Source organism: Oculatella sp. LEGE 06141 (assembly GCF_015207605.1).
Lineage (GTDB): Bacteria > Cyanobacteriota > Cyanobacteriia > Elainellales > Elainellaceae > Oculatella.
The window spans coordinates 57097-71219 of the sequence record NZ_JADEWO010000019.1; the positions used below are offsets into that span (position 1 = coordinate 57097).

Below are 14123 nucleotides of genomic sequence, written 5' to 3' on the forward strand. Positions count from 1 at the left end.
AACGGGTGGCTTAGTTAGGGCAAATGCTGTGAAGAACTCGCTGCAAGGCGTTAACCTTTACCTCGTTGGCATGATGGGGGCAGGTAAATCTACGGTGGGGCGCATCTTAGCGTCGCAGTTAAACTATCGCTTTTTTGATACCGATACCCTGATCGAGCAGGTCACCCGGCAGTCGATTGCTCAACTGTTTGCTGAATCGGGTGAAGCGGCGTTCCGCGAGCTTGAAACGCAGGTCTTAGCAGATTTGTCGTCTCGTCCCCGGCTGGCGATCGCCACAGGTGGCGGCATTGTGCTTCAGCGCAAAAACTGGAGCTACCTGCATCACGGCATTGTAGTCTGGTTAGATGTTCCCATTGATGTGTTGTATCGTCGGATTCAGCACAGCACCACCCGCCCATTGCTAAACGATCCTGACCCATTCGCCAAACTGCAAACCCTGTTTGAGCAACGGCGATCGCTCTATGCTCAGGCTGATGTGCGTGTCTCGGTAAGTGAAACCGACGAAGCGGAGCAAGTAGCGGCTCGGGTCTTAACCGAACTGGATCAGGTCATCAAACCACAACATCCTCCCATGTCGCCAGCTAATGGCGAGTCTGGCTGATACACTGCATCCTATTACCTCCGTTATCTCGCTGGTGAATTGAACAGCTTGTTGATTGAATAGCTTATAAATAGCTCGCCCTATGATTAGCGAAAGCGAATATATCCAGGAAGCCGCCGCCACGCGCGTTCGTGTTCTCAGTGAAGCGCTGCCCTACATCCAGCAATTTGCCGGACGCACCATCGTTGTGAAGTATGGCGGTGCCGCCATGAAAGACGGCAGCCTCAAGGCCAAAGTGATCCGAGATGTGGTGTTTCTGGCTTGCGTTGGCCTGCGTCCCGTGGTGGTACATGGCGGCGGCCCCGAAATTAACTCCTGGTTGGGCAAACTTGGGATTGAACCGCAGTTCAAAAACGGGCTGCGCGTCACCGACTCCGCCACGATGGATGTGGTAGAAATGGTGCTGGTCGGTCGGGTCAACAAAGAGCTGGTCTCCCTGATTAACCGCGCGGGCGGTTCTGGCATTGGCCTGTGTGGTAAAGACGGCAACATTATCAAAGCTCGACCCGAAGGGCGCGAAGGGGTTGGTTTTGTCGGTGAAGTGAACAGCATCAACACCAATTTGCTGGAATTGTTGGTAAAGGCAGGGCATATTCCCGTTGTGTCGAGCGTGGCTGCCGATGACAGCGGACAAGCTTACAACATCAACGCTGATACTGTTGCCGGAGAACTGGCGGCAGCACTGGGGGCTGAAAAGCTGATTTTGATGACCGACACTCCCGGCATTTTGCAGGATTATCACGATTCGTCTACCCTCATCGCCAAGCTCGATATTCAAGAAGCCCGTCGGTTAATTGATGATGGCGTGGTGGCAGGTGGCATGATCCCCAAGGTGAATTGTTGTGTGCGATCGCTGGCTCAGGGGGTTCGGGCGGCTCACATCATCGACGGTCGCATTCCCCACGCGCTGCTGCTCGAAATCTTTACCGATGCCGGAATTGGCTCCATGATCGTCGCATCAGAGTTTGACCTGTAGCATCGGGTTAATTCCGTAGTGCTGCAACCATCCTGTCCTGTCCAGGCTTATTGGTAAACTTCCTGTCTGGGAGGCCCCGAACTCGCCAGGATAGTTTGATACAGTGCCTTTAGCTCTGCGGCTTCCGTGGCAACCGTCCGTACCGGGCGAATGCCGCGACGTAGCCGAGCCAGCGTGTTTGGATGGTGTGCCAGTAGAGCCAACGCGTCTGCCCATGCCTTGATGTTGCTGGCTGGAACCAATAACCCATCAACCTCATGCCGAACCCGCTCTGGAATACCACCCAGATCGGAACCAACAACGGGAATATCGTGGGCATGGGCTTCTAAAACCACCAGCGGACCCGTTTCTAGCCATTGCGAGGGCACTGCCAGCACATCTAACTGGGAAAACGCCAACGGGATCTCTTCGCGCGCCAACTGGGGTGCTACCTGAATGCGCGGATCGTCGCCAATGCGATCGATCACCTGTTTTTTGTAAATTTCGTCCTGCTCTACGCCATGAATAACCAGTTCGATCGGTGTCTCGGTGGGCAACTGTTTGATGGCCTCCACCAGGATATGAATGCCCTTATTCATATCCCAACGGCCTAAAAAGCCGACGCGCAGGGGGCGATTTGGCGGCGAAGGACGCGGTAATTTTGGCCGGACAGAAATACCCTGCCTTAACAGAGCTAACTTCGTTTCAGGAATGCCGTTGATCACCATCGCGTCGTAAAACCACTGGCTCATGACAAGAATGCGATCGGCAAACTGAGCCATCTCCAGCAAGCCATGCCGCCGCGCGGCCACCCACGCCGGGATAAATGCAGGGCGCAGTATGCCATCGGTTAGGGGGGCGATCGCCGCAACCGTCTCCAGGCGACGGTGAATTCCTTTCGCCGCAAGGCTAATTGGCCTGGGTAGATGGCTTAACCCTTGAACCACAGGTGGCGGCAAGCGGTGCGATACACCATTGCAATAGCTACACCGTACCGTATCGATTCTGCCGTCACACTGCTCGGTACCGTTCAGCATTAACGTTTGCCGCAAGCAAATAGGTTGAGGCAGATGAAGCGAGATCACCGTCGCCAGACCGAGTTCTTTGGCGAGGCGTAAATGCGGTAAGCCACATTGAGGAGTCCATTGATGCTGGTGGTACAGATCGGCGCGGTGTCCCTTGAGCCAGTTGGCAAAGATGGGAAACCCTCCATGGGGAGTCGCTCCATGATTCGGTTCTGGCCTGGGTGGTGGAAAAACCGGATAGCGGTAGACCGCAACGCCGTTGTACAGATAGTGGTCGTCTGTCGATTGCGCTTGAGAAGCCGCAACGTGGCAGTCTACCCCTCTGGCTTGCAGCTCAGGCATCACTTCACTAAGATGAGTCTGAATCCCGCCGCAGGAACCCGGAAAGTATCGATGCACAGCTTGAATCGTCTTCATATGCAGTAAAGGCAGGTGGGTCACGTTGAGGAATGTCTTCTAATTCGGAAGAGACAGGAATGCAGCACCAGTGCTGTTGAATAGCTCAACGGAGCCTCAACTGGTTGAGACCAAAATCCCTGTTTTTACCGTTAGAAATTGTCGTTAGAAGTTGTAGGTTGATAAGTTCATCTTTCTTAACGCGGTTTCTAACTTAACCTCTCAGTTTATGAAGTGGGTCGGAAGGTCAAGTTTCTTGAATTATCTATACTCCTAAACCACCCGTTCTCTATCGTGTGGCTGAAGAACACTTGTTCTACTCGCATGGGTTACTAACCCACCTTGAGGGCTGCAACGCCCGGTTATATGAGCTACAGTCTGTTGAGAACCGGGTGTGACGCTGCGCGGCTTTCTACTGCACTACCATTCCTCAACCTATCGTTAATGGTTCGTTATTCTGAACTCACCGCATCTCTAATTAACCGAATTAAAGTTCAAGAAGACGCTCTGCCCTTGCAGAATGACGGTTGCCGTTCCAGATTCTTGTTTAAATCGGCTCCAACCTCCAAAGTTTGTCTGTTTTTTCATGGCTTTACAGCCGGCCCTTATCAGTTTGATCCCATTGGGAAAGCGCTGTTTCAGGCGGGCTACAACGTTTTGGTGCCTCGAATGCCGGGACATGGGCAGGCCGGAGAGTGGGGGCGCAACAATCCGCCGCCCCTGCCCGAGCAAGCAGAGATCTATCAAAAGTTTGCGCTCCAGTGGTTGCAGGTGGCGCAGGCTCTCGGCACAAAGGTGGTGGTCGGTGGCCTTTCGGGCGGTGGCACGCTGGCAACCTGGCTCGCTTTTCAGCGTCCTCAGCAGATCGATCGCACGCTTGCCTTTGCGCCTTATTTAAGCAGCAGCAATAAGGTTATTGACCTGTTTGTGCGCAACTTCAACACCTATTTTGAATGGGTATCGGCTGACCCAAACCCCAAAGGCAAGTTGGGATACGGCGGCTTTATGGTGCCAGCGCTACGGGTGTTCTTGCAGATGGGCAAAGAAATTTTGAACCAGGCGGCTCGCAGCCCGGTGGCACCGCTGTTTATTGTGTCGAGCGAGAGTGATATGGCGGTTGGCAACCGAGATCACCGTATCCTGTTTGAAACAGCGCTGAAGCACCAACCTAAATGTTGGTATCACCGCTTTGATCAGGTGCTTGATATTCCCCACACGATGATGACCCAGGTGGAGGGCAATCAATACGAGAATCTGCTGATTACCATGAGCAAGGCGTATATCGAAAGCGATTTGACCTGGGCAGAGGTAGAAGAAATCGGATACCGCATGACCAGAGGCAAAACGTTTAACACAGCGGTATCCGAGCTGAATCTGGGTCAGCGAGTCTCTCGTGATATGCCTGCAATGATGACGATGGTAGACAAGCGATCGATCGTTATTGCACGCAGTAACCGCAGTTCGCGGTTCTAGCCTACTGGCACGCCGCTCGAATTTCGGCCATCAAACGGCACGACGAGCTGGTGCTGCGTCCGGGAGATTGAATAATGATCGATCGCCCCACTGTTCTACCGCCACGGCCAGGAGAATCAACAATCACCGGGTTAATCAGCGTTGAATCTCGAATGGACGAATCAATGACCACTGGATTAATCAGCGTGGAGTCTTGAATGCGGCTCCGCACCACCTGCCCAGAGCCAGGACGATAAAACACAGGATCGCTCACTGTAACCGTGGATGGGGGTGACACTGAAATGCGTCGTCCTCGTAAAGTGCTGCTGGGCGGGTACGATCCGCCAACCTGGACGGTCAGTCCGCCGTCTCGAATCAGCACTTCGTTAGCCTGCACTGGCACCGTATCGATCGCTAGCGCTAACGCTCCGGTCACCAGTGCGGTCAAGATGAGTATGGGTTTAGCCTTGCCAACGTGCCGTAACCCGGATGGGATTTGCAGCATGGAATGTTCCTCAGCGTCTTAAGTTTGGTTTATGCGGCAGATGACCCTCGATCGCCAACTGACTGAATCAGCCTAGAGTAACCTGGAACGGAAGCCTGCACTCGCTGAACGTACAACCTGAACCATCAGCACCATCAGCCCAAAGGGTTGCTATCTCCGGCCTCGGATTCTTTCACCCTAATCTGAATTTTGTAGTTGTTTTCTTCAGCCTAACTCGCTTCGATAAAATTTGAAGGGTATGGCTCATTTGACGTTGCCAATTGTGAATTAGATTCCACCGAACCCAATTTGATCAGATTTGGCAAGCCACATGGGTCAACTCAACGTTTAATCAAAAAGCATCGTGAATACTGAGAATTTAGATTTAGCTAGAGTTCAATATGAGGCGGGTAAGAGCGCCTTCGAACGAGGGCAATATCGGCAATCGGTACAGTGTTTAGAAAAGGCTCTAAATTTGGCTGGCCGCACGTCCAAGCTAGGTGGAGAAGTGCAAATCTGGCTCATTACTGCCTACGAAGCTACCGACCAGCGTGCCGAGGCGATCGCCCTTTGTGAACAGGCCAGCAGACATCCCGATATCGATACGCGCAAGCAAGGTCGTCGCTTGCTCTATATCCTTAAAGCCCCCCGGCTCAAGGCTCGTCCAGAATGGCTGACCGAAATTCCCGATTTGGCGACCTTAGAGGATGCCAATGGCGATCGCATTGCCACCTCGCGCTATGGCAGCACCGCTCAGCGAACGGCTCGCCCCAAACCCAAGCTTGAGCCTGAACCCATCGACTTAAGCCAGGTTAATACTAAAGACAATCGGTTTATTTGGGTGGCGCTAGTGGCGATCGCCCTCACAATGGCGAGCTTGTTCTGGGTTGGCAGCTAGCCCCCTTGCCCTAGCTTGCCTGCATTAAGGACACCCTCTCACCTCATCAGCCTGAGCCAATATCAGAGTACTATCGTTCAATTAGATCTCTTTGCCCCATTGCAATTAGAAGATGACGTTCTATGAGCAGAACTGCACGCCATGCCGCTTCGTACCGTACTTCTTCCCCGTTCGGCATGGGCAAGCTGAACCCAACCAGGCTTTCCAGACAAATCGTGCGCCTTCTGGTGAAACTGCGGCTGTTGTGGATCATTGCGATCGCGTTTCTGTTCCTGTCTGGCTGTGTGCAGTATGACGTGGGCATTCACTACGCCAGCCAAACCAGGGGTGAAATTGTGCAGCAGATTCAAGTGAGCGATCGGCTCACTACCTTTAGTGGGTCTGTGGTGCAAGACTGGCTCAAAAGCATCGAGCGCCGCACTCGCCAACTGGGTGGTAAAACGCGGCGAACGGGCGATCAATCCCTAACTATCACCATTCCGTTTAATAACGGCAAAGACTTAGAAGCCAAATTCAACACCTTCTTTCAACCTACGCCATCGGAGGCGCGATCGGTCAGCGAGGCTGGCATTGAGTTACCCGAAATTGAGTCCACCCTGCACCTTCAGGAAAGCAATTTTTTGCTGTTGCAGCGCAACCGTCTGGTGTACGACCTGGATTTACGGTCGTTAGGCGTTTTGTCGGCCAATGGCAACCTGCTGGTGAGTCCAGGATCGTTACTAGAGCTAAACTTTAGCCTGAACACCCCCTGGGGGGCACGCAGCCCCGCAACGGCTAATACACTCCAGCCTGTCCAGCAGGGAAATCAGTTGGTGTGGATCTTACAAGCCGGACAAGCCAACCATGTGGAAGCGGTGTTTTGGGTTCCTAGCCCACTCGGCATTGGCACCGCTGTCATTCTGCTGCTGGTGGTTGCCGGAGCCTTCTTAAAAACTCAACTGGCTCCTACCCTGGCAGAGGGCGGCGAAGTGGCGCTCTCAGAAAGTCGCTAGAACATCGGGTATCGCGTTGAATCCAACCGTTAAACTCTGTTGGAGCGATACAAAATTGGTGATCAAACTAGGAGATATCTCCAGGTTTATGCTAGAGTCGCCTCGAAGTCAACGTTTAGGTTTTCGCAAGATTGAGGACTCAGTCCATGCGTCAAATTAATTTCGTCATCATTTTTGTCATTTGTCTAGCTCTGGTTCTGTTTGGAATTGAAAACACCGAACCTGCCGCCATTCATATTATTGAAGGAGTTCAACTCCAGGCTCCGCTTTGCGTTGAGTTACTCATGGCGATGGGGATTGGTGCGGTCTTGGCCTGGGTCTTCAGTGTATGGACTCAGCTACAGAAAATGATGGAATCAGGTAAAGAAATTCGGCAGCGTGATGTTCGCATCGAGGAACTCGAACAGAATATTCAGCGCTATAAGGTAGAACTAGAAGAACAGCAGCATCTCCTGCCTGCTTCTAAGCCCATTGACGACAGCGTTGATGCTGAGGTGTTCGCGCAATAGTTCCCCGGGCTGTAGGGCTGAATGATTGAATGGATGGTTGCCCAACTGGAGACTTCAGAGATGAAGCGCTGGGTCGAATGGCTGCTGTAACGTACCAACTGCCGTGAGGTCATCTCAACCAATGGATGTTACCCCGCTGATTGACCCGCTTAATCTCTGGAGTCTTTGGGTGCCTTTTCTGCTTTTGGGGCTAATTCTAGCTGCCGCTATTTTCTTTATTCGCACCAGTACGAGGTAAGTGTTTCCTCTATGGCTGTCTCTCTGGCGCAAAACGCGATCGCTTTTCTAATCGACCTGGCAGAACAGGGAGAAATTGACCCGTGGGATGTGCAGGTGATTGATGTGATCGATCGCTTCCTGAGTCAGCTTCAGCCAGCGGAACTTACGAAAGATGGTGGCCCTTCCTATGCGGCAGACCTGTCCGAATCGGGGCAGGCTTTTTTATATGCGTCGATGTTAGTGCTGCTCAAGGCCGATAGCTTAGCCCGTCTGGAAGCGCAGGTTGAAGACGAACTGGAACCGGAGGAGTTTTTTGCCGATCCCGAATTGGCCGAGCGATCGCTCCCCTCTAATTTGGAACGCACCCTGCGGCGGCGAGCGGTTGCCCGTCCCCAGCAAAACCGCCGGGTTACCCTGCCAGAGCTGATTAATCAGCTTGAGCTAATGGCTACGGCAATGTCAGACGCGACGCCGCGCATCCGCACGCGGCGACCTCGCCCCCCGTCTCGCAGCAAGGCGCTAAAAGCGATCGCTGAACTTGCCCACGATGAAGACTTATCTGAAGTGGCTGCTGCCCTGGAAGCGTTTTTGCGACACCGCTGGCAGGAGATTGGTTCAGGCCAGGAATGGTTAGATTTTGAGAGACTGCTGGACTGGTGGACGGCTGAACAGGCGCAATCTCCAGCAAAGACGGCACCGGAGGACGATACGGCACACCATTCCCCCCAGGGCGAACGAGTAGGTGTGTTTTGGGCGCTGTTGTTTCTGTCGGCACAGTCTAAAGTTGAGCTAGCTCAGGACGAGTTTTATCAGGACTTAAAGGTGAGGAGTTTTGACCCTGCTTCAGACCTCAACCCGGCAGAACTGTCTGCATTTGCCCTGCCCGATTAGCTCGGTTCGCGCCACCAGGGAAGGTAGAATTCAGGATCAGGACGACTTCTAACTTCTCTACTCAGTCTTTACACCCTGGTTGTTTTTTTGGAAGCGATCGCTTGCTACCGACCGCTTGCTATTCGTTCGCGTTGCTGTTCCTATCCGGCTGCAACATTTGTTTGCGGAGAGCCGCACGGTTGTAATGGAGTTATCTTTAGAAATTAAGACATTCATCTATTAACTTTTTTAGATGTAGATTCTGCAAAATTACGATTCTGGTACTGGCAATCTGAAAAGATTGTGAAAAACTGGAACAGATTGCTTAATTTAGAACCAAAACTCTCAGAAGCTCAACAGCCCAGGATAAAGAGACGAATAATCTATGAAAGCGATGATTCTCGCCGCTGGGAAGGGCACTCGAGTGCGTCCCATTACCTACACCGTTCCCAAGCCCATGATTCCCATCTTGCAGAAGCCAGTGATGGAATTTCTGCTGGAACTGCTTAAGCAGCATGGGTTCGATGAAATTATGGTGAACGTCAGCCACCTTGCCAACGAAATTGAAAACTATTTTCGAGATGGGCAACGGTTTGGCGTGCAAATTGCCTATTCGTTTGAGGGACGTATCGTAGACGGGGAGCTGGTTGGCGAAGCGCTGGGTTCCGCTGGCGGCATGAGACGAATTCAGGATTTTGCCCCGTTTTTTGATGATACCTTTGTGGTGCTTTGCGGTGATGCGTTGATCGACTTGAACCTCTCGGAAGCGGTGCGCTGGCACCGGGAGAAGGGCGCGATCGCTACCGTTGTCACCAAATCGGTACCGATGGAAGAGGTTCCTAGCTATGGTGTGGTTGTCACCGATCCATCCGGTCGCATTCAAGCCTTCCAGGAAAAGCCGTCCGTTGAGGAAGCGCTGAGCAACTGCATTAATACAGGTATTTATATCTTCGAACCCGAAGTTCTAAACTACATTCCATCTGGCACGGAATTTGATATTGGCGGTCAGCTTTTTCCGAAGCTGGTTGAAACGGGCGCTCCGTTTTACGCGGTTCCGATGGAGTTTGAATGGGTTGACATTGGTAAAGTGCCCGATTACTGGCGTGCTATTCGCAGCGTGTTGCTAGGAGAAGTGAGAAACGTAGCGATTCCTGGTCACCAGGTCTTTCCAGGCGTTTACACCGGGTTGAATGTCAACGTAAACTGGGACAAAGTAGACATTAAAGGCCCCGTTTACATTGGCGGCATGACCAAGATCGAAGACGGTGCCCGCATTATTGGTCCTTCTATGATTGGCCCTAGCTGCTATATTTGCAGCGGTGCAACCGTCGATAACAGCGTCATTTTTGAATACTCTCGCCTGGGGCCAGGGGTTCGCCTAGTCGATAAGCTGGTCTTTGGTCGCTACTGTGTTGATAAGACAGGTGCGTCCATTGATGTACAAGCGGCGGCGCTAGATTGGCTCATTACCGATACGCGTCAGGCTCCTCCTGAGCATTCACCTGCCGAGCGCAGAGCGATCGCCCAGTTGCTGGGCACCGATGGGGTGAGAGGATAACACTACATCTGCCCATTGGGTGAAGCGATCGGGTTACGTGTGGGGACATGGCATTGCCGTGTCCCTACTTGAGTTTTGGGCAAATGTGCTTAAACTCATTTCATAACGTTTCTCGCATACGACGCTTAACCCAATGAGGACAGAACTGCAAGAGCGGGCTGATATTTTGGCAAGCAGCTTACAGCGCAGTGTAGACGCTTGCTTTGAAGTGTTGCGATCGATCAGCCAACTGTTTGCTTCGTCCGGGCAGGTAAAGCGAGCCGACTTTACCCGATTTGTGCAGCCTGTGCTGGCTCGTCATCCCAGTATTCAAGCGTTGGAATGGCTACCGCGCCTGGGAGCGGCAGAGCGGCTGGCGTTTGAGCAGGCGATTCAGTTGGAATATCCCAACTTTCAAGTCACGGAACAAACGCCAGTGGGCGAGATTGTGCGAGCGCAACCGCGATCGGAATACTTCCCGGTTTGCTATGTTGAACCGTTCGACACGAACCAACTGGCGCTTGGCTTTGATCTGGCTTCGGATGCGATTCGCCGCTCGGCACTGGAAAAGGCGCGAGACACGGGGGCGATCGCTCTCAGTGGGCGAGTCGAGCTGATTCAGGAACAGCAGCGGCAGTTTGGGGTACTTGTCATTCTGCCGATTTATAGCCAGGACGCTGTGCTAGAAACGGTTTCGAGTCGGCGGCAGCACCTCCAGGGGTTTGTGTTGGGGGTGTTTCGTCTGGCAGATATCATTCGCAACGCCTTGCCGGGGCTGAACCTCGAAAACATTGATTTTTATTTGTACGACCGCTCGGATGTACCAGGCGACAGTTTCCTGGCAGCTTACGACGCTGAAGCCAAACGGGTGGCTGCCAGCCCCACTGCCCAGGCGAATACTGCCTTTACGGTGCAACCCTTTGCTTCTGCCTCACCGCGATCGGCAACCCATCATAGCGCTAGCGCGCAGACGGCAAGGCCATACAAATCAATTTGTACTCGCAATTTTGATATTGCCGATCGCCAATGGTCGCTGGTGCTGGCTCCAACAACGGCCTATGTCGATCGCGCCGAACTGTATCAGCAAAGCCGGATTCGAGCCGATGCGGCAACAGCAGAAGCGACTAAGCTCAAACAAGCACTGCAAAATTTGCAGCAAACCCAGGCGAGATGGCTGCTAGAGAAAAAGCTGATTGCGGCGGGAGTGGGGTTGGTGTTGCTGGTGTTGGCGGGTGCAAATGCCGGGTCTTTCTGGAACATGTCTCGCTTGCTCCACAGTAAAGATAAGATTGAGCAGACCTATTCTGTGCTGGCGAGTCTGGCAAAGCTTGGGTCGGTTAGTACGGCTACCGGAAGGTCTACCGGAAGGTCTATCGGCCAGCCCCCAACGGCATCTGATATTGATCCGGCGCTGACTGTCTTGCGTGAAGCGACAGTCAATAATGCCGTGCAACAAACCCGGTTTACCCGGCTTGCACGGCTGTTGGCTCAACCGCTGCCATCCACCCAACTGTCTGTAGAACCGCAGGTACGATCGATGATTGCTGAAATGGAAGCAGAGGCGCGATCGCAGCTTCGATCCTGGCAATTGCAGGCAGAAACCAGCGCCCAAGCCATTTTTTGGATCAACCTCACGGGTATTTTTCTCAGCTTTGCGCTGTTGCTGGGCGTTTATTATTTGTTGCAGCGACAAATTACGGAACGCCAGCAGGTTGAGTCAGCATTGTATCAAGCCAACAACCAACTGGAACTGGAAGTGCAAGAGCGAGAGGCAGAACTGGCGCATACCAGGGAATTAACCGATCTCAAACTGCGGCTATTCTCGATGGTGTCCCACGAGTTTCGCAATCCGCTTAGCACTATCCTGGTGTCTACGCAGCTATTGTCCAGCAGCCAGGACTGGCCTGAAGAACGGAAAGTCAAAAATCTGTCGCGCATCCAAACGGCAGCCAAAACCATGGCGCAACTCTTGAGCGACATTCTCACCCTCAACCGAGCCGAAGCCGGAAAACTAGAGTTTCGTCCAGAACCGATCGATGTAGAGCCGTTTTGCCGTCGTGTAATTGAAGACGTGCAGTACAGTACCGCCGCGCAGCAGTCCATTCATTTTGTCAGTGATACTCGGATTCCGTCTGCCTGTTTCGATAGCAAGCTGCTGAATTCAATTTTGTCTAATTTGCTGGCAAATGCCATCAAGTATTCTGCACCCACTAGCTCCATTCAGTTCCGGCTATCCTCCACCCCGACTCAGGTGTATTTCCAGATTCAAGACCAGGGGATTGGCATTCCGGCGGACGATTTGCCCCGGTTATATGACGCTTTTTATCGCGGACAAAACATTGGCGAGGTAGTGGGGACTGGGTTAGGGTTAGCGGTTGCCAAAACCTGTGTTGATTTACATGGTGGGTACATTGAGGTTGACAGTGAGATCGATAAAGGCACCCTATTCACAGTTACCTTGCCGCATCATTCCTGTTAAATCTCGATCGCCACCGGGCATTACTAAAAGCAATGTCTCATTTATCCTGGTGCATCTCTAGTGCGTTTACTGTCAAAGCCTTGGGTTGGGGTTGGAGTGCTGCTTGGCTTAGGCGCAGTGCTGTGTTTGGGTATCAGCAGCCGCAAACAAAGTGCCGCCCTTACACCGCTGCTGGAACCGTTACCCCAAGATCCACTGATTCAGGTTTATTTCAACCATTCCCAGGCCGCTGCTTATACGGAACCCTATCGGCAGCAGGAACGGTTAGGAGATGATTTGGAACAGGTGGTCGTAGAGGCGATCGCCACTGCCCAAACGTCGATTGATGTTGCCAGCCATGAGTTTCGTCTGCCTCGCATTGCCCAGGCGTTGCGGGAAAAGCAGCAAGCTGGCGTGCGCGTGCGGGTGATTGTTGAAAATGAATATCGCCAGCCGTGGACGAGTTTAACCCCAGATCAGGTGGCGCAATTGCCAGAGCGACAGCAGGGTAAATATCTTGAAGCGGTTCAATTAGCCGATCGCAACGGAGATGGGCAATTAAGCCAGAGCGAAATAGACCAGGGTGATGCACTCGTCATTTTGCAAACCGGGCAGATTCCGCTGATTGATGATACGGCAGATGGTTCTAAGGGCAGTGACTTGATGCACCACAAATTTGTGGTGATCGATCGCCAGCGGGTACTGGTTGCATCTGCTAACCTCACCACTAGCGATGTTCATGGTGATTTTGCCTCCGAAGAGAGCCAAGGGAACGCCAATCATCTCATTGCGATCGCCAATCCTGATGTGGCGCAACTCTTTGCCCAGGAATTTGAGGTGATGTGGGGCGATGGGCCTGGTGGCAATCCTGATAGTCTGTTTGGCTTAAAGAAGCCCTACCGCTCGCCGCAAACGGTGACTGTTGCACCCGGTTCCACCGTGACAGTTCAGTTTTCTCCCACATCTCCCCGTTTACCCTGGCAACAAAGCGCCAATGGGCTAATTGGTCGGGCGTTGAACACAGCCACTCGTTCTGCCGATTTAGCGCTATTTGTCTTTTCTGAACAAAACCTGAGCAACCTGCTGCAAACAAAACACAGCCAGGGGGTGCAAATCCGAGCCTTAATTGATCCAGGGTTTGCCTACCGCAACTATAGTGAAGCGCTAGACATGATGGGGATTTCTCTGGCAGACGATCGCTGCCGCTATGAAGCCGAAAACCAACCCTGGACTTCGGCCATTGCCACGGTGGGCATTCCCAATTTGCCAGAGGGAGATATCCTGCATCACAAGTTTGGCCTGGTAGACGGGCATTTGGTCATCACTGGCTCCCAAAACTGGAGCAATGCCGCCAATGAAGGTAATGATGAGAATGTGTTGGTCATTGATAACCCAACCGTTGCGGCTCATTTTGAGCGAGAGTTCGATCGCCTCTATAGCACTGCAACGCTTGGCGTGCCCACCTGGCTACAAGGTAAAGTTCGAGAACGGCAAACCCAATGTAACCTGTAGTGCGATCGCTTAACAATGACTGACAACAGGGCTAAAACCTGCCCTTGCAGAAATTGGTCAATCAGCCTTACAGTGAGCCAAACCGCAGTTGAAAATAGATAAATTCTGATAAACCGCAGTGTTCGAATCAGAGGGGAGATGCATTCATACCAGTTCGAGGTAACGATTCGAGGTAATGAAAGGCGATCGCGTCTAACCCTGATTTCACTATGCTT

12 protein-coding genes are annotated in these 14123 nt (G+C 52.5%); 10 read left to right on the forward strand and 2 right to left on the reverse strand.

All coding sequences use genetic code 11. From position 1 onward, the window contains the following. Positions 1-28 precede the first annotated feature (28 nt). Together IQ268_RS14815 and argB are read left to right on the forward strand one after the other, a co-directional pair. Positions 29-601, forward strand: coding sequence for a shikimate kinase (locus IQ268_RS14815; RefSeq protein ID WP_339383315.1), 573 nt, complete (start codon positions 29-31; stop codon positions 599-601). An 82-nt stretch (positions 602-683) separates the two neighbouring features. Then, positions 684-1577: an acetylglutamate kinase gene (gene argB / locus IQ268_RS14820; protein WP_193880250.1), complete on the forward strand. Its 894-nt coding sequence runs from the start codon at positions 684-686 to the stop codon at positions 1575-1577. 47 nt (positions 1578-1624) lie between these two features. Here argB and IQ268_RS14825 read toward each other — a convergent pair whose 3' ends face one another. Further along, positions 1625-3022 (reverse strand): glycosyltransferase, encoded by a 1398-nt coding sequence (locus IQ268_RS14825; protein WP_370584665.1) that lies wholly within the window; start codon positions 3020-3022, stop codon positions 1625-1627. Positions 3023-3421: 399 nt separating this feature from the next. Between IQ268_RS14825 and IQ268_RS14830 the strand changes: the two genes are divergently transcribed. Next, complete coding sequence (locus IQ268_RS14830; protein WP_193880253.1) at positions 3422-4450, forward strand: carboxylesterase; 1029 nt, start codon at positions 3422-3424, stop codon at positions 4448-4450. A 1-nt stretch (position 4451) separates the two neighbouring features. On the opposite strand, the gene IQ268_RS14835 is transcribed toward IQ268_RS14830, so the two are convergent. Next, positions 4452-4934: a hypothetical protein gene (locus IQ268_RS14835; protein ID WP_193880256.1), complete on the reverse strand. Its 483-nt coding sequence runs from the start codon at positions 4932-4934 to the stop codon at positions 4452-4454. A 343-nt stretch (positions 4935-5277) separates the two neighbouring features. On the opposite strand from IQ268_RS14835, the gene IQ268_RS14840 reads away from it, so the two are divergent. The 7 genes from IQ268_RS14840 to IQ268_RS14870 all read left to right on the forward strand — a co-directional run bounded on the left by IQ268_RS14840 (position 5278) and on the right by IQ268_RS14870 (position 13908). Next, on the forward strand, positions 5278-5811 hold the full coding sequence (locus tag IQ268_RS14840; protein WP_193880259.1) for a hypothetical protein: 534 nt from the start codon (positions 5278-5280) through the stop codon (positions 5809-5811). A gap of 122 nt (positions 5812-5933) precedes the next feature. Next, positions 5934-6803, forward strand: coding sequence for a DUF3153 domain-containing protein (locus IQ268_RS14845; protein ID WP_228035377.1), 870 nt, complete (start codon positions 5934-5936; stop codon positions 6801-6803). Positions 6804-6949: 146 nt separating this feature from the next. Continuing rightward, entirely contained in the window at positions 6950-7312 is a 363-nt protein-coding gene (locus IQ268_RS14850) for a lipopolysaccharide assembly protein LapA domain-containing protein (RefSeq protein WP_193880262.1), read from the forward strand. Between the two features lie 249 nt (positions 7313-7561). Continuing rightward, entirely contained in the window at positions 7562-8422 is an 861-nt protein-coding gene (locus tag IQ268_RS14855) for a segregation/condensation protein A (RefSeq protein ID WP_193880265.1), read from the forward strand. A gap of 364 nt (positions 8423-8786) precedes the next feature. Beyond that, entirely contained in the window at positions 8787-9959 is a 1173-nt protein-coding gene (locus IQ268_RS14860; RefSeq protein WP_193880268.1) for a sugar phosphate nucleotidyltransferase, read from the forward strand. Positions 9960-10092: 133 nt separating this feature from the next. Further along, positions 10093-12417 carry a CHASE domain-containing protein gene (locus IQ268_RS14865; protein ID WP_193880271.1) on the forward strand — a complete coding sequence of 775 codons (2325 nt, stop codon included), beginning with the start codon at positions 10093-10095 and terminating at the stop codon, positions 12415-12417. A gap of 60 nt (positions 12418-12477) precedes the next feature. Further along, a complete protein-coding gene (locus IQ268_RS14870; protein WP_339383316.1) occupies positions 12478-13908 on the forward strand; it encodes a phospholipase D-like domain-containing protein in 1431 nt (476 codons plus the stop codon). Positions 13909-14123: the final 215 nt, after the last annotated feature.

Excerpts from the sequence above, each read along its gene's own strand:
- IQ268_RS14850 (WP_193880262.1), top strand. The coding sequence starts at position 6,950 with ATGCGTCAAATTAATTTCGTCATCATTTTTGTCATTTGTCTAGCTCTG.
- argB (WP_193880250.1), top strand. The coding sequence starts at position 684 with ATGATTAGCGAAAGCGAATATATCCAGGAAGCCGCCGCCACGCGCGTT.
- IQ268_RS14865 (WP_193880271.1), top strand. The coding sequence starts at position 10,093 with ATGAGGACAGAACTGCAAGAGCGGGCTGATATTTTGGCAAGCAGCTTA.
- IQ268_RS14860 (WP_193880268.1), top strand. The coding sequence starts at position 8,787 with ATGAAAGCGATGATTCTCGCCGCTGGGAAGGGCACTCGAGTGCGTCCC.
- IQ268_RS14830 (WP_193880253.1), top strand. The coding sequence starts at position 3,422 with ATGGTTCGTTATTCTGAACTCACCGCATCTCTAATTAACCGAATTAAA.
- IQ268_RS14835 (WP_193880256.1), bottom strand. The coding sequence starts at position 4,934 with ATGCTGCAAATCCCATCCGGGTTACGGCACGTTGGCAAGGCTAAACCC.
- IQ268_RS14855 (WP_193880265.1), top strand. The coding sequence starts at position 7,562 with ATGGCTGTCTCTCTGGCGCAAAACGCGATCGCTTTTCTAATCGACCTG.
- IQ268_RS14845 (WP_228035377.1), top strand. The coding sequence starts at position 5,934 with ATGAGCAGAACTGCACGCCATGCCGCTTCGTACCGTACTTCTTCCCCG.